We start from the raw sequence: 18,901 nt of genomic DNA on the forward strand, positions 1-18,901 counted from the left end.
CTCCGAGGAGGTGCGGGCCGTCGTCTTGGTGTTACGAGACGTCACTTGTCGGTGTCGTCCTTCGCCTCGTCGCTCTCTTCACCCTCGACGACGGGGATGAGGGAGAGCTTGCCGCGGGAGTCGATCTCGGCGATCTCGACCTGGACCTTCTGGCCCACGCCGACAACGTCCTCGACGTTCTCCACGCGCTTGCCGCCGGCGAGCTTGCGGATCTGCGAGATGTGCAGCAGACCGTCCTTGCCCGGCATGAGCGACACGAACGCGCCGAAGGTCGTCGTCTTCACGACGGTGCCCAGGTAGCGCTCGCCGACCTCCGGCATGGTCGGGTTGGCGATGCCGTTGATCGTGGCGCGGGCGGCCTCGGCCTGCGAGCCCTGGGCGGCACCGATGTAGATGGTGCCGTCGTCCTCGATCGTGATGTCGGCGCCGGTGTCCTCCTGGATCTGGTTGATCATCTTGCCCTTCGGGCCGATGACCTCACCGATCTTGTCCACCGGGATCTTGACGGTGATGATCCGCGGGGCGTTCGGGGACATCTCGTCCGGGACGTCGATCGCTTCCATCATCACGTCGAGGATGTGGAGGCGGGCGTCACGGGCCTGCTTGAGGGCGGCGGCCAGGACCGAGGCCGGGATGCCGTCGAGCTTCGTGTCGAGCTGGAGAGCCGTCACGAACTCCTTGGTGCCGGCGACCTTGAAGTCCATGTCGCCGAAGGCGTCCTCGGCACCGAGGATGTCGGTCAGGGCGACGTAGTGCGTCTCGCCCTTGATCTCCTGGGAGATCAGACCCATGGCGATACCGGCGACGGGGGCCTTCAGCGGCACACCGGCGTTCAGCAGCGACATGGTGCAGGCGCAGACCGAGCCCATGGACGTCGAGCCGTTGGACCCGAGGGCCTCGGAGACCTGGCGGATCGCGTAGGGGAACTCCTCGCGCGTCGGCAGGACCGGCACGATCGCGCGCTCGGCGAGCGCGCCGTGGCCGATCTCGCGGCGCTTCGGGGAGCCGACGCGGCCCGTCTCACCGACGGAGTACGGCGGGAAGTTGTAGTTGTGCATGTAGCGCTTGCGGGTCACCGGGGAGAGGGTGTCCAGCTGCTGCTCCATGCGCAGCATGTTCAGCGTGGTGACGCCCAGGATCTGGGTCTCGCCACGCTCGAACAGGGCGGAGCCGTGCACGCGCGGGATGGCCTCGACCTCGGCGGCCAGGGTGCGGATGTCGGTGACACCGCGGCCGTCGATGCGCTTCTTCTCCTTGATGACGCGCTCACGGACCAGGGACTTGGTCAGCGAGCGGTACGCGGCGGAGATTTCCTTCTCGCGGCCCTCGAACTGCGGGAGCAGCTTCTCGGCGGCCAGACCCTTGACGCGGTCCAGCTCGGCCTCGCGGTCCTGCTTGCCCGGGATGGTGAGGGCGGCGGAGAGCTCGGACTTGACCGCGGCGGTCAGGGCCTCGAGCACGTCGTCCTGGTAGTCCAGGAAGATCGGGAACTCGGCGGTCGGCTTGGCGGCCTTCGCGGCGAGGTCGGCCTGGGCCTTGCACAGCACCTTGATGAAGGGCTTCGAGGCGTCGAGACCGGCGGCCACGACCTCCTCGGTCGGCGCCTCGGCGCCGCCCGCGACCAGCTGGATGGTCTTCTCGGTGGCCTCGGCCTCGACCATCATGATCGCGACGTCGCCGTCCTCGAGGACGCGACCGGCGACGACCATGTCGAAGACGGCGTCCTCGAGCTCGGTGTGCGTCGGGAACGCGACCCACTGGCCGTTGATCAGCGCGACGCGGACGCCGCCGACCGGGCCGGAGAAGGGCAGACCGGCCAGCTGGGTGGACGCGGACGCGGCGTTGATCGCGACGACGTCGTACAGGTGGTCGGGGTTGAGCGCCATGATCGTGGCGACGACCTGGATCTCGTTGCGAAGGCCCTTCTTGAAGGACGGACGCAGCGGGCGGTCGATCAGGCGGCAGGTGAGGACGGCGTCCTCGGAGGGGCGGCCCTCGCGGCGGAAGAAGCTGCCGGGGATCTTGCCCGCGGCGTACTGCCGCTCCTCGACGTCCACCGTGAGGGGGAAGAAGTCGAGGTTGTCCTTGGGGTTCTTCGAGGCCGAGGTGGCCGAGAGCACCATGGTGTCGTCGTCGAGGTAGGCGACGGCGGAGCCGGCGGCCTGGCGGGCGAGGCGGCCCGTCTCGAAGCGGATGGTGCGGGTGCCGAAGGAGCCGTTGTCGATGACGGCCTCGGCGTAGTGGGTCTCGTTCTCCACTAAAAATTCTCCGTTACTTTCGTCTGTTTCGTCTTTTGTCCACTGCTACCCGTGTGGCAGCGGGACGGGCGGAGAAGCGCGCCGTGAATGCGGGCCGGTCTTCGATCGAAGCTCCCGGGGATCCTCTTGCGTCTCCGGGGGCCACTACCGAGGACCGGCGGCGGCGAGGGTGCGCTTCTCCTCTTCGTACGTCACCAGACTACAAAGCGTCGGTGACAGTGCGCACGTACAGCAAAGGGAGCGGCCCCCTCAAGAGTGGGAACCGCTCCCCTTCATGGCGTCTTATCGGGCGCCGGCCGCACCGCGGCGGATGCCGAGGCGCTCGACCAGCACACGGAAGCGCTGGATGTCCTTCTTGGCCAGGTACTGCAGAAGGCGGCGACGCTGGCCGACCAGGATCAGCAGACCACGACGCGAGTGGTGGTCGTGCTTGTGCGTCTTGAGGTGCTCGGTGAGGTCCGAGATACGGCGGGAGAGCATGGCGACCTGGACCTCGGGGGAGCCGGTGTCGCCCTCCTTCTGGCCGAACTCGGAGATGAGCTGCTTCTTCGTAGCGGCGTCGAGCGACACGCGTACTCCTCGTAGTGTTCTTCGTGGCCACCGAGCGCCCCTGGTCTACATCTCAGGAGAGCTTCCGTAACTCGGAGCCGGGGATCCGCCGGGCGCTGCCCCCGGGATTCAGCTGGGGGCGCGTACACAAGCGGCCGTCACACAGCGTACCAGCCGCCGGGAGCGCCCCCGACCGGGTTTCCGTTCCCGCTGTTTCAGCTGGTCATCGCGCGCGCCGACGCGTAGACGTCGAAGACGGCGAGGGCCAGCGGGATCAGGGTGAGCAGCACGAACGTCTCGGCGATCTCCAGGAAACGCCCCCAGAAGGGGGTGACGCCGCGCCGCGGGGTGATCAGGCCGATCGCGGTGACCAGGGCTGTGGTCGCCCCGATGGCCGCGGCGATCCACACCGTGCGGATGTCGAGCGCCGTGGTGTCGTTCTTGAGGAGGACGTCGCGCACGTACGACATCGGGGGGTGTAGGGCGAGACCGAGGCCCAGGAATACGAGGGCCGCGAGGCCCGCCGCGAGGGTGGAGCCGACCTGCGCGGTGTAGCGGAACAGGTGGGCGCGCATCAGCATCGCGATGCCGGTGGCCAGGGCCAGCAGCTGTCCCCATACGTTGCTGGAGAAGCCGAGGACGATGGACGCGCCTACGGAGACGAGGGCGCAGCCCCCGACGAGACCGACGAGCAGCTCGTGGCCGCGGCGGGCCTGGGCGGCGACGCGCTCGGCGTCGACGGCCTCGTGCGGGTCGGCCGTCTCGCCCGTGGAGTCGTAGCCCGCGCGCGCGGGGTTGGGCGCCGCGAAGCCGATGGGCAGTCGCGCGAAGCGCATCGACAGGCCGGGCAGGAAGGCGAGGGCGCTCACGGCGAGCGGCGCGCCGATGGCGGCCGTCTCGATGGGCTTCAGGTCCGTGAGGTTGGCGATGAAGGTGGTCAGCAGCCCGATCAGGGAGGCGAAGACGAAGGCCACGAAGGGGCCGTCGCCGCCGGGCGAGACCAGGGTGAGGACGACGGAGGCGACCAGGACCGCCGCGCAGGCGAGCAGGAACTGGAGGCGGCCGATGCCCTGGCCCTCGGAGAGCGGCAGCAGGCCGGAGCCCGCCACGGCGATGTTCGGCAGGGCGCCGAGGCCGAGGGCGACGGCCGAGCCGCGGTCGCCGTAGACCCGTGCGCGGACGCACGCCAAGGTGACCAGGAGGAGGCCCGCGACGGCGGCCAGGATGCCCTGGAGGCTGTGCATGTCGTGGCGGAGCTGGGAGTTCCAGGCCACGAAGGCGATCAGGGCGGGCAGGATGCCGCCGGCCACGAGGCCCGCCGCGCGCGTGAGGTCGCCGCTCCACAGGGTGCGGTCCTTGGTGACGGCGGAGGCCACGGCCTCGGAGACGTCGTCGAAGACCGCGGGCGGCAGCGACTCGGAGAACGGGCGCAGCGTGAGCAGCTCGCCGTCCAGGATGCGCTGCGCGGCGAACGAGCGGGCGCTGTCGAGCACCGTGCCGTCGCGGCGTACGAGGTGGTAGCCGACGGGGGCGCCCTCGGCCGGGCTCTGCTGGGAGAGCCGCAGGATCTCGGGGTACAGGTCGGCGACCGGTACGTCGTCGGGCAGCGCCACGTCGATGCGGCTGTCGGGCGCCACGATGGTGACGCGGCAGAAGCCGAGGCCCGTGCCCGCTGTGGCAGGGGCTCCGGTGCCCGATGCGCCGGCTCGGCCGGTCGGCGCGGAGGCCGTCATGCTCACCTGCTGTTCCCCCTTGTTTTTCCGAAGGCTCTTCCGAGACCCTCTGTAAAGATCCTGTGTACGTTGCGCCGCGCGTCCCGCGGGGCCGGTCACAAGCGCTCTCGCGCCCGGAAATCGGGCCCGGCGCACGTTCCGAACCGTGCGGATTGCCCGGTTTTCCCGGGCGGATTCGCAACTGCTCACGCGTACCACCGGCACCCTACCGCCCGCCTGTGTCAGTGGTTGTCAGTAGGATCGCGAACCGCGATCGACGTCCGCCTGACACGGGGCGGCGGACGGAACAACTCGGTCCGGCAAGGGAATTGGTGCAGAGTGAGCCACATCGTCGTCAAGCGCCCACCTCGGGCACTGCCGTCCGAGGTGCCCACCGAGGAGGTGGTGCTGCAGCCTCCGCCGGAGCTGCCGCGTGGGCAGCAAGAGGGCGCGCTGATGCAGATCCTGCCCATGCTCGGCATGGGCGGCTCGGTCGTGTTCTTCTTCAATCCGCAGGCCCAGCCCTTCATGAAGATCATGGGCATGGTGATGGTGGCGTCCACGATCGCGATGGGCATCGCGATGCTGGCCCGCTACCGCAAGGGCAACCAGGGGCAGATGGCGGACATGCGCCGCGACTACCTGCGCTATCTGTCGCAGACGCGGCGGGAGGCCCTGGGCACGGCCCGCAAGCAGCGCGACGCGCAGTACTACCTGCACCCTTCCCCCGAGCAACTGTGGGCACTGGTCGCCGAGGGCAGCCGCGTATGGGAGCGGCGCAGCGGTGACGAGGACTTCGGGCAGGTCCGGGTGGGCCTCGGCCCGCAGGGTCTGGCCACTCCCCTGGTGCCGCCGCAGACCGCCCCGGTCGATGAGCTGGAGCCGCTGACCGCGGGGGCGATGCAGCGCTTCCTCGCCACGCACAGCACGCTCGAAGAGCTGCCGATGGCGGTGTCGCTGCGCGCCTTCTACCACGTGTCCGTGAGCGGTGAGCCGACGACCGTACGCGGCTCCGCGCGCGCCCTGGTCGCCTCCCTCGCCTCCATGCACTCCCCCGAGGACCTCGTCATCGCGGTCGCCGCAGGGCGCCAGACCGTACCGGAGTGGGAGTGGGCGAAGTGGCTCCCCCACAACCAGGTGCCGGGGCTCACCGACGGCGCGGGCAGCCGCCGCCTCATCACCACTGACGCGGGCGAGCTGGAGGAGCTGCTCGGCACCCGCCTGGAGGGCCGCCCGCGCTTCCACCCCGGCGGCGCCCCCGTGCCCGAGCAGCCGCACCTGGTCGTCGTCCTGGACGGCCTCTCCCTGCCTCCCACGTCGTTGCTGGCCAGCCCCGAGGGCCTGCAGGGCGTGACGGTCCTGGAGGTCGTGCCCGGCGACCTCGCGGCGGGCCGCGGCGACCTCTCCGTCGTCGTACAGCCCAAGGTGCTGCGCCTGGAGTCGGCGCACGGCATGGTCTACGAGGGCACCCCGGACGTGCTCTCGTACGCTGCCGCCGAGGCGCTCGCCCGGCAGCTCGCCCCGCTGCGCATGGCGTCGGGCGGTGACAGCGACGACGAGCCGCTGCTCGCCAACCTCGAGTTCACCGATCTGATGAACCTGGGCGACGCGGCGACCGTCGACACCAAGCGCACCTGGCGCCCCCGCTCGCAGGCCGAGCGGCTGCGCGTGCCCATCGGTGTCGGTGACGACGGCCGGCCCGTCATGCTCGACCTGAAGGAAGCCGCCCAGGAAGGCATGGGCCCGCACGGTCTGTGTGTCGGCGCCACCGGTTCCGGTAAGTCGGAGCTGCTGCGCACCCTGGTGCTCGGTCTCGCGGTGACGCACTCCTCCGAGACGCTGAACTTCGTCCTCGCGGACTTCAAGGGTGGCGCCACGTTCGCCGGCATGGCCCAGATGCCGCACGTCGCGGCCGTGATCACGAACCTCGCGGACGACCTCACCCTCGTCGACCGTATGGGTGACTCGATCCGCGGTGAGCTCAACCGCCGCCAGGAGATGCTCCGCGACGCGGGCAACTACGCGAACATCCACGACTACGAGAAGGCACGCGCGGCCGGTGCCCCGCTCCAGCCGATCCCCTCGCTCGTCCTGGTGATCGACGAGTTCAGTGAGCTGCTGACGGCGAAGCCGGACTTCATCGAGATGTTCGTGCAGATCGGCCGCATCGGCCGTTCGCTGGGCGTGCACCTGCTGCTCGCCTCGCAGCGCCTGGAGGAGGGCCGCCTGCGCGGCTTGGAGACGTACCTGTCCTACCGCATCGGTCTGCGGACCTTCTCCGCCGCCGAGTCCCGTGCCGCGCTCGGTGTGCCGGACGCGTACGAGCTGCCGAACGTGCCGGGTTCCGGCTTCCTGAAGTTCGGCACCGACGAAATGGTGCGCTTCAAGGCGGCCTACGTGTCCGGGGTGTACCGCACCGGTTCGGTGCGGGTCTCGACGCCCGGCGGTGCTCTTCCGGTGGACCGGCGCCCGGCGCTGTTCACTGCGGCCGAGGTCCCCGTGCAGTACGCCCCGGTGCCGCAGCAGCGCGAGGAGGAGGCGCCGCGCGACGACAAGGACGACGCGCTCGCCGACACCGTGCTCGACGTGATCGTGCGGCGCCTGGAGGCGCAGGGTCCCGCGGCGCACCAGGTGTGGCTGCCGCCGCTGGACAGCCCGCCCTCGCTCGACTCGCTGCTGCCCGGCCTCACGCCCGTACAGGGCCGCGGGCTCACACAGCCCGGTTACGAGGGCGCCGGACGCCTCGTCGTCCCGGTCGGACTCGTCGACAAGCCGTACGAGCAGCGGCGTGACCCGCTGTGGATCGACTTCGGTGGCGCGGCCGGTCACATGCAGATTCTGGGCGGTCCGCAGTCCGGCAAGTCGACGCTGCTGCGCTCGATCATCGCGTCGTTCGCGCTGACGCACACCCCGCAGGAAGTGCAGTTCTACGGCCTCGACTTCGGTGGTGGCGGTATGGCTGCGGTGCAGGGCCTGCCGCACGTGGGTGGCGTGGCCTCGCGCCTCGACCCGGAGAAGGTGCGCCGTACGGCGGCCGAGGTCTACGGCGTGCTGACGCGCCGCGAGGAGTACTTCCGTACGGCGGGCATCGCCTCGATCGCAGATTTCCGCAACCGCCGCGCGCGGGGCGACATCTCGATGACCGACCAGCCGTGGGGTGACGTGTTCCTGGTCATCGACGGCTGGGGCAACTTCCGTACGGACTACGAGGCGTTGGAGCCGCTCGTCCTGGACATCGCCGCGCGCGGTCTCGGCTACGGCATCCACGTGATCCTCACGGCGTCGCGGTCCATGGAGGTCCGGGCGAACATGAAGGACCACCTCATGAACCGCCTGGAGCTGCGGCTCGGCGACACGATGGACTCGGAGTTCGACCGCAAGATCGCGGCCAATGTGCCGACGGGTGTGCCCGGTCGTGGCCAGACCCCGCAGAAGCAGCACTTCATGGCGGCGGTCCCGCGTATCGACGGCCTGTCGTCGGACACGGACCTGGCCGAGGCCACGTCCGCGCTCGCCGCGGAGGTCACCCGGCACTGGACGCAGCCGGGTGCCCCCGAGGTCCGGCTGCTGCCGCGGGAGTTCTCCGCGCGCCAGCTGCCGCCGGGTGACCGGTTCCCGGAGCGCGGTATCTCCTTCGCGCTCGACGAGGACAACCTCGAGCCGGTGTTCGTGGACTTCGACCAGGACCCGTTCTTCCTGATCTTCGGCGAGAGCGAGTCCGGCAAGTCGAACCTGCTGAAGCTGCTCATCAGGCAGCTCACGCAGCGCTACAGCGGCGACACCTGCAAGCTGTTCGTGGTCGACAACCGGCGCTCGCTGCTCGATGTCACCCCGGCCTCGCACCTGGCCGAGTACATCCCGATGTCGAACCAGATGTCGCACCACATGGACGCGCTGGTCGATCTGATGCAGCGCCGTACGCCGACCGCGGACGTGACGGCTCAGCAGCTGCGCGACCGCAGTTGGTGGCGCGGCCCGACGGTCTACGTCGTCATCGACGACTACGACCTGGTGTCGACGTCGAGCGGCAACCCGCTCTCGGGCCTGACCGAGCTGCTGCCGTTCGCGCGCGACGTCGGCGTGCGCTTCATCATCGCCCGTTCCACAGCCGGCTCCGGCCGCGCCGGATACGAGGCCTTCATGCAGCGCATCAAGGAACTGGGCGCGCAGGGTGTGGTGCTGGCCGGTGACCCGAACGAGGGCGACCTGCTCGGCGGGGTGCGGCCGCGGCCGATGCCCGCGGGCCGGGGCACGTTCGTGTCGCGCAAGCGCGGCAAGCCGTTGATCCAGATCGGCCTGGAGCAGTAGGCACGGCGGATCGGGGAAGGGGTCGCATCTTGGCGGGTGCGGCCCCTTTTGGCTGCGTACGGTCGTGCGCCGTCTCGCGTACTTGCCGCGCATCGTGCCCGTACTTCCTGCGCAACGTCCTGCGCGTCGTCCTGCGCGTCGTCCCGCTCGTCGTCCCGCATACGGAGGGTTTGTGGTGGGAGTCGGGGGTCGGCGGAGCCGCGCCAAGTAGGGTGACCGCACAGGCAGTTCGTACGTCCGGAAGGGGCCGCTCACCATGGCGGATGCACAGGAGCCCACCGCGCGGGAGTCTCGGCAGCCCGAGACCCCCGAGGAGATGAAGGCCCGCAAGGAGCGCGAGAAGGACGAGCTGTACGCGCTCGACATCTCCGGCGTGGAGTGGCACAGCGCCCCGGGCACGGAGGACCAGGAGGAGCGCGTCGAGATCGCGTACCTGCCGGACGGCGCGGTCGCGATGCGGTCGTCGCTGGAGCCGGAGACGGTGCTGCGGTACACGGAGGCGGAGTGGACGGCGTTCGTCCTCGGCGCGCGGGACGGCGAGTTCGACCTGGAGCCGACGGCGGCGAATGGGGGGCTGGCGGCCGGGCAGGGCTCTGAGCAGGCTCAGTAGCAGTACCGGCAACCCGATTGCGCGCCGCGGCCCCATCCCATGGATCCGAGCACCCCGTCCGCCGGTCCGTCCACGCGCTCCGCCGGCACCGGGTGAGCGCGGGCGGGGCGGCCGCGGTGCTCCTCCTCTGGCGGCGGTCATCGTGTTGGCGACGCTCGCGGGCCGGGCCGACGTGCGGGTGTCGACGGCCAGAACCTTCCGTATCCGGTGGCCGTCGGGAAGTGGTGCCGGCGACGACGGCCTCCATCCGCAGGCCCCTGGTCCCGGAACTCGGCGGAAGCCCCGGCCGTCCAGCGCACCTTCGCGTCGGCCCGTTCAACGCCACCCACCCGGCCGTCCTGGATGAGGAAGTACACGGCCTCCTCGTCGGCGGCGAGCAGCGTCTGCGCCTCGGCGACGGGGTACTCCTGCCTCGTCCCAGGTCGCCATGGCGGGCGGAGACGTAGGCGCCCCGGTGTCGTGCCCGGGGCTCAACCGGCACTCCGTGCTGTTCACCACCTGCGTCTGCCGGGGTGTGCTGTCGGCGCAAACACCTTCCCTTTTCGCGCCGTTGACCGCGTTCTCCGAACGCCGCCACCACGCACCGCCACTCCTCCGGTCAGGAGCGCGCGCCGGGAGGATGCGGTCCTCGTGGTGGGACCGCGGGCGCCGTCTCCGCTGAACCTTGTGGGGCCGGCAGCCGCTGCGGACGCAACCGCCACACCTCCGCCGCCCGCCGCCCGAGCACCGCGAGCAGCTCGGGCGGCAGGTGGTCGACGAACTCCCCCCGCCCGTCGTGCAGTTGTGCAGCAAGCTGATCGGTGGTGGGCCGTTGCGCCGGGTCCTTGTGCAGACACCGCGCCAGTACGGGGACGAGGGCAGCGGGTACGCCGGTGAGGTCCGGCTCGCTGTACCGCACCCGGTACAGCAGATCGGCCGCCTGCCCCCGCCCGAACGGCCCGCTGCCGCGCGCCGCGTACACCAGCACACCGGCCATGGCGAAGACATCACCGGCCGCTCCGTGCTCGAGACCGGTGGCCTGCTCCGGCGACATGAAGGCGGGGGTTCCCACGGCGGAGCCGGTCCGCGTCAGCCGGTCGTCACCGATGGCCCGCGCGATCCCGAAGTCGATGACCTTCGGCCCGTACGCGGTGACGAGGAGGTTGGACGGTTTCAGGTCGCGGTGCACGACCTCGCTGCGGTGCAGTTGGCCGAGCGCCGCGCACAGAGCGGCTCCCAGCGCGCGCACGGCCGGCTCGGGCAGCGGCCCGACCGCCTCGACGGCCTCGTCGAGGGGCGGCCCGAGCACGTACTCGGTGGCGAACCACGGAGTCGGCACCGCCAGCGGATCGGCGTCGAAGACCTCGGCCCCGAACTGCCCACCGATCACCCGTGCCGCGTCGACCTCAAGCCGGAACCGCGCCCGCGCCGCCGGGTCCTCGGCGATGCCCGGGTGCATGGTCTTGAGCGCTACGGTGCGGCCGCCCGCGCTGCGAGCGACGTACACGGTCCCCATACCGCCGCTGCCGAGGCGTGCGATGAGGCGGAACGGGCCGAGGGCCGCGGGGTCGTCGTGGGAGAGGGGTGTCGGCATAGGGGCGTCGAGTCCGTGTGGTCTGTCGGTGTCAATGGATGTGGGGGGTGGGTGTCAGTACATGTGAGGCGTGTGGGGGGTGCGAGGGCCGGAGTGCACCGCGTGCGCGGACGCCTGAGGGGTGGGCGGCGTCGGCTGCGGCTCGACGGCCGTCTCCGCCGCGAGAACGGAGGCGGCCTGGTGCGCGAGAGCGGCGGCGATACGGGCGGGCAGCCAGCCGGGGCCGAGCAGGGCTGCGGCACGGTCGGGGGCGCCGAAGCCCTGCGCCTGCACGGCCGGACCACCCGGCCCGCCGGGACCGCTGTCCGGTCCGACATCGGACCCCAACTGCGCGAGCATCTGGGCCAATTGAGGTCGATGCGCGGGGTCCCGCGACAAACAGGCCCCGACCACCGACCGCAACCACGGCGGCAGCTCGTCCCGCTCGGGCATCGTGCTGCCGGTGGCCGCGTACGCGAGGGTCGCGCCCAGCCCGTACACATCGCCGAGCGGCCGCGGCATACCACCCGCCGCCTGCTCCGGTGCCAGCGCGCTCGCATCGACGCCTGGCAGCCCACAGCCTCGTACGATCCCGTCGGGCGCGGCGGCGCGTACGGCACCGAAGCTGCCGAGCCGGGGCCCGTCATGGGCGATGAGCACGGCGGCCGGCGAGACTCCGGCGTGGACGAGGTGCTGCCCATGGATCACGGACAACGTCTCGGCGAGGGCGACCCCGAGGGCCCGCACCGTCCGCTCGGGCAACGGCCCTCCATGCACGGCCAGAGCCGTCGGCAGCGGCAGGACGGGAAGGTACGGGGCGGCGTGCCACGCCCTTTCGCCCGGCCCGGCGAACTCGACGGCGGGCAGCACCCAGTTCCCCACCAGGTACCGGGAGGCGTCGGCCTCGGCCATGAAACGGGCGGGGTCCACGCCGGGCAGCGGGGCGCTGAGGAGGACCGTGCGGTCGCCTTCGGGGGTGCGGGCGATGTGCCGGACGGCGGGGGCGGTCGTGCCGCCTCCGGCGCCCGAACGGTCGAGAGGAGTCAGGAGCACATACGGCCCCACGCGCTGCGCACGACGCCCCGCCCCACCAGCGCTTGCGACCCTCTGCACGTGCGACCTCTCCACCAAATCAGCCCTGACTGCGTGAGTCACTATGGACTGCGTCTCCTACCGTGCGCTTCCCACGCCGAACGCACGCCACGTATAGGCGGGTTCTTCCTTCTTCCCGCCACCCTGCACGGCGCGGCTTCCGAAGAAGATCCTGCCGTGTTCGACGACGATGTCGCTCGAGGTCGGGCTGATCAGGATCGACGCTTCCTGGAAGGCGCTGAACGAGAAGTAACTGCTTTCCTTGCCGGTTTTCGGATCGAGACTGACCAGTTGTGTCGGGGCAAAATTGTCCGTCCCTGCTTTGAGGGCCAACAGCCGCTCACCGCTCATTCGCAGCGGGAACAGTTCCTGGTCCTTTCCGGCGTCGAACTTCACTCCGGTGTGCCCGGTCCGCAGATCAAAGGAGACGATCGAGTTCGTCTCGTGGGAGACCCCCTCTGTCACCTCGCCGGTGGTGATGAAGGCCTGGTCCTGGGAAACGACCACGCGCGAACACTGGTCCACCGCCGAAAACATCGAGGAGTCCTCCGCGGTCGCGGGAACACCTTCCTCGCACTTCACCTGATAATGGTTGTTCTCGAAACGGATCGTCGTCTGGTACTTACCGTTCCGGTCAAGAGTGATGAGGTCCGTCAAATCCACCTGACCTGCCGAAACCGCGAGGACCACCGGGTCCGCGGAGATCAGGTAGACGAAGTTCAGGTGCTCGTTCGCCTTGTAGACCCATTCGGATTTCCCTGTGTCCGGGGAAATGCGCTGGACGCTGAAATACGAATTACCATCCTTCGTGTGGCAATCCTGCCGGAGCAGCAGTGCTCGCCCACCCGTGAATCCGCCTTCACGGCAGATCGACGTGCGGTTCCGCGTCCACAGCTTCTTTCCGGTCTGCATGTCAAACCCTGCGGACCCGCTGCCGTAGGCGACCGCTACGACGCCCTTGGCCAGGGTGACGTTCGGATACCGGCTCAGAGCATCCTCTTTCCACGGGACGGAGGCTTCCCATACTTTTTCGCCCGTGTCCACTTCGAAGAAGATGAGCTTGGTGCAGCCACCATCCGTGTCCTTGAAAAGGACTGACGTGCTGCCGCCGACCGTCACGTCCTGAGTCCATCCGCAAATGGCTCCGGACAGCTGGCGGTGCCAGGCGAGTTCGTCATCGGCATCGATTTTGAATCCCTGCAGGGTGTTCCCCAGGCCCTTCGCCAAGATCTTGTCCGTTGCCCATGTGCCGGGGGTGTTCTGTGACTCGAGCGGCTTGAGCTTGGCGTCCCCGATCGCGGACACCAGACGCCCTGCACCCCCCTTGGGAAGGCTCTCGACGGTCTCTCGCACCTCGTCGTCAGCGGGCTGCCGAAAGGACTTGGCGTCGAGCGACGACTCGCCGCCGTCCTTGCCGCCATCTCGCAGAAGGACCCATCCGACGCCGGCCATGACCACCACCAACGCCACGACGAGAGAGAACCACGTCCTGGTACGCCGGCGCTTCGCGCGTTCATCTGCCGCACGCGTCGACTGCGTGAACGGAGACGGCGGGGGACCGAAACTCATGACGAAGACCTCTGTTGATCGTGGCGAGTTACGTTACGGAGTTCGGGCAACAAGAAGGGTGGGCACCTCCCGCGCGTGCCCACCCAGCGACGAAAGCTAATCCCTCTTACTGGAAGTAGCTGGACGCCTTCTTGTCGCCATCCATGTACGTACCACCGGACTGTCCGACCACGTGGCCGATGCCCGTCAGCGCCGTGTGAATGTCGGCCGCTTCCTTGTCCCACTTCTGCAGCTTCTCGCCGAAGGTGCCCTGCGCCTCACCGGCCCAGTACTCCTGGCTCTTCACCACCAGCTGCTTCAGTTCCTGCAGGTCGGCCTCGAGGGCCTTCGCCTCGTTACCGATCTGGGTCGCCGCCTGGTCGAGCCCGTCGTATGTAACGAGCAGCCCGTCGCTGTTACCACCAGCCATGTTTCTCTACCTCGTCTCGCTCGTGTATCTGCTTCTGACGCACTTCGGCTGCCGTCATCCGGCTTCGCTCAGTAGCTGCTGAGGGACGAGCCGCCGGTGACGGTGATCTTGTCCGCCGCCGCACGCACGTCGTCTTCCGAGCTGTCCTTGATGTTGCGCGTCTTGTTCATCGCGTCGATGACGTCGGCGAGGATGTTGCCGATCTTCTGCAGAGACTCGTTGATCTCGTTCTGCTTCTTGTCGAACGCGTGCTTACCGATGCCCTTCCACTGTCCCTCAAGGCCATCGATAACACCCTGCAGGTTGGCGACGCGCTTGCGGATGCCGTCGTACTTCTCCGACATCTGCTTCTCAAGCTGGATTACTTGCTGGTCTTCGAGCTTCTGCTGCCCGCTGGCCATGGCGCTCCTGCCTTTCCTTAGGTTTGCCTCTAGTTCCAACTGCGTTGGTTCATGCCCCAGCCGGGGCACGAACCGCTCCCCCGTGGCCCGCCCAAGAGTGCAGGAAACTCCACGGTTGAAAGTCTTACTGCCCGCGCCGCGCCCTCATCACAGCGAACCCCCCGCCCCCGATCACGATCACCGCGGCAACCGCACCGAGCGCAATCCACAGCGTGTTGCTGTCATCTGACGACTTCGCTTCCGATCCTGCCGCTTCGGCGGGGACATCTGAAGCCTTCTGCGAGGGCTGTGACGAGCCTGATGCAGAAGCGGAAGGGGGCGTGTCCGAACCCGAACTGGCCTCTGAAGTCTGCTCGTTGGTGATCGGGTCGACGTTGGCGGCTCCCGGCGTTCCCTTGCCGTCGAGCAGGTTCTGCGACGCGCGAACCACGCCATAGCCCAAGTAGTTGCTGGGCTTGTTCTTCGGCCAGTCACGAGCAGCCGTTTCGATCAGGACGCGCAGAACCTGGTTCGCGGTCCAGTCGGGGTGGGCGGACCAGATCAGGGCGGCGGAGGCCGAGGCGTAGGCCGAGGAGAAACTCGTCCCCGCTCCGCTGGTGCAGTAGGACTTGAAGCCCTCGTCACACCAGTACGGCAGGTCGAGGCCCGGAGCCGAGAGGTCGATGTAGTCCCCGTGCTGCGAGAACTCACCGACCTCCCCGGATTCGCCCAAAGAGGCGACACCCACCACACCGGGGTAGGCCGCCGGGTACTCAACCGGGTTGTTCTTCTTGGCCTCGTTGCCCACGGCGGCGAACAACAGCTTGCCCTTGGAGGACGCGTACTTGATCGCCGCCCTCAGCTCGGGGTCCGAGTACTCGCTTCCGAAGGACATGTTGATGATCTTTGCGTCACTGTCGGCCGCGGCACGGACGGCCTTGTAGTCCGCAGGAGTGTGCGCCCGCTCGGCCTTGTCCTTCAGACTGTCCAGCAGGATCCGGTAGGGCAGAATCTTCGCGCCCGGCGCGATGCCCTGGATGCCGCCACCCGAACCGGTCCCGGCGATCATCTCAGCGATCGTGGTGCCATGGCCCTTGTAGTCCCGCGTCGCGTGATAGGCGACGTCACCCGTCACCTCGTCCGCGAGCACCTGGCCTTTGAGGGACGACGTGTTGGCGTTGACGCCGGTGTCGATCACCGCGACCTTGACGTCCTTGCCCGTGCTGACCTTCCACATCTGCTCGGCCCGCATGTCGTCCAGGTACCACTGACGGGAGTGGACGTCGTCTGCCGCCGCCGCGGGAGCGAAGCCGACACCCGCGCCGAGCACGGTTCCGAACGCCGCGCCAACGACGCAGAGGTGTCTGGCCGTGCGCGAGAGCGCCCGCGCGGTCCTCGGTCCTCGACGGCCGGTGCCTGACTTCATGCTGATGTACGTCCTCGCTCGCGCTTAGTTGATCACCGGGGGCTGGTTGCGCCGCGGATCGTCTGGCAGGTGGGTCTGCTCGTCCTCGACCAGGTAGTCCGGTCTCTGCGTACCTTCAGTCTCTTCGGGCTCGCCGGGCTTCTGGTTCCGTCCGGGGCCACGCACCAGCCCTGAACCGCCTGAGGTGAATCCCCCGCGTCCGGTGCGCCCCGCCCCGTTACGACCGGTGGGCTTGCCCGTGACGGCTTCGGACGCACCCTGGACGCGCCTGCCTCCGCTCGCGGACTTCGCGATCGCGGCTTCTGAGCTGGGTGCGCCCAGCACACCGCGCTGCCCGACACGCCCCGTTCCTGTACGCGAGCCGGCCGGGGTCTCCCCACCGACAACCGTGCCACGAGGAACCCTCTGGCCGTTCTTGCCCGTGGAACCGGTGTTGGAAGTCGGCCGGCCGCCGACGACTCCGTTGCGGTTTGCGCCGGTCGTTCCCGTCTCGCCGGTACGCCCTGCCGCGGGCCCGCTCGCGCGCGGGGTACCGCCGGAGATTCCGCGCCCCGTGGCGGGGGACCGACCCCCCGAGGTGCCGCCACGGGAACCCGACTGATCGGTCGAAGTCCCACGTCCCATGGGGCCGTTACCTGTACCGCGGCCCGGCGACGAAGTGCCGCTCGTGCTTCCTGTACGCCCCTGGTTGACGGAGGGAGTCTTGGATCCGCCGGGGCCGAAGGCCGTCGATGCGGAGCGAGGAGACCCCGGGTTGGTGTAGCCGGGAGCGAAGGGCGTGGTCGTGTTGGTGTTGCCACCACCGGGACCCGTCGCCGATGGCACAGTCGTGGCCGGCATGTCGGTGGTCGGTGGCGGGAGAGTCCCGACACTGTCGATGTTCGTTCCCACCGCCGGCCCGGGGCGGGTGACCGAGCCGGGGACGTCTTTCACGTCCGAAGCCGCCACATGGCCAGGGGTGTGCTCGGTGATCGCGGTCTGCCTGGGCGAGGCAACCTCGGCTGCGTGCCCGGAGGAGGAGCCGCTGCCTCCGTCGTCGCCACCGGGAGTCACGCTCCGCTCGCCCTGAGGCTTCGGCACCCCCACATTGGGCATGGCCTCGAACGTGGGTTCCTGCTTCTGCAACTGGTTGAGGCCCTGCGCGGATACGGAGTAGAAGGAAGCCAACCGGTTGATCTGGTTGATGGCCTCTTGACGGTCCTTCTCGACCCTTTTGGCCTCGACGTAGTCCGGATTGGACTCCGTCTGCTCCGGCGTGATGAAAGCCTCGGGCCTCTTCTGCTCGAGAGGCGAACGCGCATCCCGCTGCTTGGGCATGGAGTTCTTGACCGAGGAGAGGCCGCCTGCCGCGGCGGAGACCTGGACACCCGCGAGTTCGGCGTACGAAGCCAGTTGCTCCGTCGTCCCCGCCAGCGCCTTGCCCCACGTCTCGAACGACGTGCCGGCCTGGCCCTTCCAGTCCTCGCTCGCGTGCGTGATGTTCTGGCGCAGCTCCTCGGCCGCGTCATTGATCGCCTTGCTGGCCCGCCACAGAGCGTGCCCGGCCTCCTCCAGGTGGCTCGGCTTCGTGCCCTCAAGGAGGTCGAGCATCGTGTTGAGGTCTTGCTCCTCGTAGTTCGAGGCCTTGTCGCCGTACTGATAGGCACGGCCGGGCTTCGCTCCGAACGCGCCGCGCATCACGTTGTTCACCGTCTGCACCACGTTGGTCATGGCGACCTGACCGCTGGTCAGGTCCTCGGGTGAACCGAGGTCTTCGACGGTGGGCAGACCCTGCGGCTCCTGCGACGCACCGGATGTCGACTGCTGCTTGTCCCCGCTCATCAGAGATTCCCCTTGACATCGACGTGCTTGTCGTCGCCGCGCGGCCGAGCGGGCTGACCGCTCTGCTCCCTGCGGTCGGCAGAGGCTTCGGCCTCAAGGTCGATCTTGGTCTGGATCGCCCAGAAGCGACGCCGCTGATCCTCTTCCAGGTTGTCGAAGCCGACTTCCGCCCCGTGGGACGCGATTCCCATGGCTTCGATCTGGAGGGCCAGCATCTTGGAGAGCTCAGTGATCCTGCCGTGGATCGTCTCGTACTCCTTGTGCAGGCTGACCGCTTCGTAGAACGACACCGCACTCGTCACCGCATCCTGCGTGAAAGTGTGGTGACCGACCTTGGACGAGCTGCCGTCCGATCCCTCGAAGTCCCGAAGGATCTTGTCCACCCGCTGCTTGAAGGTCTGCAGAACCCCCGCACCGACCTTCAGGTCGGCTGCCGCAGCCGTCGACACACCCCCACCGTCCGCCGGAATCACGACGCACCCTCCCCGTTTCCCCGTAGAGCCACCCGACCGAGATCATCGGACCGCCCGCCATACAATCGCAAAGCAAGTCGCGTCTTACAACGCACTTACCACTGTAGTCACCCAGTACATCTACTCCAACCGAGCTATGCATTAACTCCGTCACGACACCGCATCAGGCGTCGCGGTTTGCCCGGTTCGCCCCAGACGACGCCGGTCTCGCGTCGCGCGTCGTGCCGTCGCGGCTCAAATGCCGTGCGCAACAGGCAAGTTGCCCCGATCGGATGAGGCCGCGTGGACGTCAGCTCTGGGCCGGCGTAAACGTCTGGTCCGCCTCGTAGTCGAAGTTGATCTTATCTCCGTCGACCGAGGTGACCTTGACCGTCACGCCCAGGGTGCTGCCGTCGGACGCCGTCAGCTTGCAGCGCGTGGTCGTGCCGACCTTGCCCTTCAGGTTCTCGGGGCAGCTGATGTCCGGCTTGGGCTGGCCCGTCGTGGCGGCGAGCTTCTCGGCGACCAAGTCGGACAGCTTCTCCTTCGACAGTTCCGGATCGGACTTGCCCACGCTGACCGAAGCCGAGCAGCCGACGAGCATCGCGCCCGCCGCCACGGCCGAGAGGGCCCACGTTGCGGCGGAAAGGCGGGACTTGATCATGGTGAGTTCCATTCCGGGCGAACAGAGAAGCGGGATGCCGGAAGCGGAGAGCCCTCTCGGCGAGCCCAGCATATGGGGCTTTCAAGGGGCGACACTTGC

General features: G+C 68.8%; 14 protein-coding genes. 2 read left to right on the forward strand and 12 right to left on the reverse strand.

The genetic code is table 11. The annotated features are described in order from the left end of the window. Positions 1-41: 41 nt before the first annotated feature. The 3 genes from ABD366_RS24400 to eccD all read right to left on the reverse strand — a co-directional run bounded on the left by ABD366_RS24400 (position 42) and on the right by eccD (position 4,540). Positions 42-2,258 (reverse strand): polyribonucleotide nucleotidyltransferase, encoded by a 2,217-nt coding sequence (locus tag ABD366_RS24400; RefSeq protein WP_324768128.1) that lies wholly within the window; start codon positions 2,256-2,258, stop codon positions 42-44. Positions 2,259-2,540: 282 nt separating this feature from the next. Next, positions 2,541-2,828 (reverse strand): 30S ribosomal protein S15, encoded by a 288-nt coding sequence (rpsO, locus tag ABD366_RS24405; protein ID WP_324768127.1) that lies wholly within the window; start codon positions 2,826-2,828, stop codon positions 2,541-2,543. Between the two features lie 194 nt (positions 2,829-3,022). Then, on the reverse strand, positions 3,023-4,540 hold the full coding sequence (eccD, locus tag ABD366_RS24410; protein WP_324768126.1) for a type VII secretion integral membrane protein EccD: 1,518 nt from the start codon (positions 4,538-4,540) through the stop codon (positions 3,023-3,025). A gap of 318 nt (positions 4,541-4,858) precedes the next feature. Between eccD and eccCa the strand changes: the two genes are divergently transcribed. Then, positions 4,859-8,827: a type VII secretion protein EccCa gene (eccCa, locus tag ABD366_RS24415; protein WP_324768125.1), complete on the forward strand. Its 3,969-nt coding sequence runs from the start codon at positions 4,859-4,861 to the stop codon at positions 8,825-8,827. Between the two features lie 256 nt (positions 8,828-9,083). Next, positions 9,084-9,437 (forward strand): DUF397 domain-containing protein, encoded by a 354-nt coding sequence (locus ABD366_RS24420; RefSeq protein ID WP_324768124.1) that lies wholly within the window; start codon positions 9,084-9,086, stop codon positions 9,435-9,437. A 598-nt stretch (positions 9,438-10,035) separates the two neighbouring features. Here ABD366_RS24420 and ABD366_RS24425 read toward each other — a convergent pair. The 9 genes from ABD366_RS24425 to ABD366_RS24465 form a co-directional block, all read right to left on the reverse strand. Beyond that, entirely contained in the window at positions 10,036-11,010 is a 975-nt protein-coding gene (locus ABD366_RS24425) for a serine/threonine-protein kinase (RefSeq protein WP_344442451.1), read from the reverse strand. Positions 11,011-11,064: 54 nt separating this feature from the next. Then, the gene (locus ABD366_RS24430) at positions 11,065-12,042 is read right to left on the reverse strand and encodes a protein kinase family protein (RefSeq protein WP_324769667.1); all 978 of its coding nucleotides are present in this window, start codon (positions 12,040-12,042) and stop codon (positions 11,065-11,067) included. A gap of 117 nt (positions 12,043-12,159) precedes the next feature. Further along, positions 12,160-13,551, reverse strand: a complete 1,392-nt coding sequence (locus ABD366_RS24435; RefSeq protein WP_324769669.1) for an outer membrane protein assembly factor BamB family protein — start codon at positions 13,549-13,551, stop codon at positions 12,160-12,162. A gap of 205 nt (positions 13,552-13,756) precedes the next feature. Then, positions 13,757-14,059, reverse strand: coding sequence for a WXG100 family type VII secretion target (locus ABD366_RS24440; protein WP_324769671.1), 303 nt, complete (start codon positions 14,057-14,059; stop codon positions 13,757-13,759). A gap of 68 nt (positions 14,060-14,127) precedes the next feature. Then, positions 14,128-14,460 carry a WXG100 family type VII secretion target gene (locus ABD366_RS24445; protein WP_324769672.1) on the reverse strand — a complete coding sequence of 111 codons (333 nt, stop codon included), beginning with the start codon at positions 14,458-14,460 and terminating at the stop codon, positions 14,128-14,130. Positions 14,461-14,584: 124 nt separating this feature from the next. Further along, complete coding sequence (locus ABD366_RS24450; protein WP_344442454.1) at positions 14,585-15,691, reverse strand: S8 family serine peptidase; 1,107 nt, start codon at positions 15,689-15,691, stop codon at positions 14,585-14,587. A gap of 198 nt (positions 15,692-15,889) precedes the next feature. After that, positions 15,890-17,686, reverse strand: coding sequence for a hypothetical protein (locus ABD366_RS24455; protein ID WP_324769674.1), 1,797 nt, complete (start codon positions 17,684-17,686; stop codon positions 15,890-15,892). Beyond that, positions 17,686-18,159 carry a hypothetical protein gene (locus ABD366_RS24460; protein WP_324769675.1) on the reverse strand — a complete coding sequence of 158 codons (474 nt, stop codon included), beginning with the start codon at positions 18,157-18,159 and terminating at the stop codon, positions 17,686-17,688. The genes ABD366_RS24455 and ABD366_RS24460 overlap by 1 nt, the downstream gene beginning before the upstream one ends. Positions 18,160-18,448: 289 nt before the next feature. Beyond that, positions 18,449-18,802, reverse strand: a complete 354-nt coding sequence (locus ABD366_RS24465) for a DUF4333 domain-containing protein (RefSeq protein ID WP_324769676.1) — start codon at positions 18,800-18,802, stop codon at positions 18,449-18,451. Positions 18,803-18,901: the final 99 nt, after the last annotated feature.

It is taken from the genome of Streptomyces kunmingensis (assembly GCF_039533535.1).
Lineage (GTDB): Bacteria > Actinomycetota > Actinomycetes > Streptomycetales > Streptomycetaceae > Streptomyces > Streptomyces kunmingensis.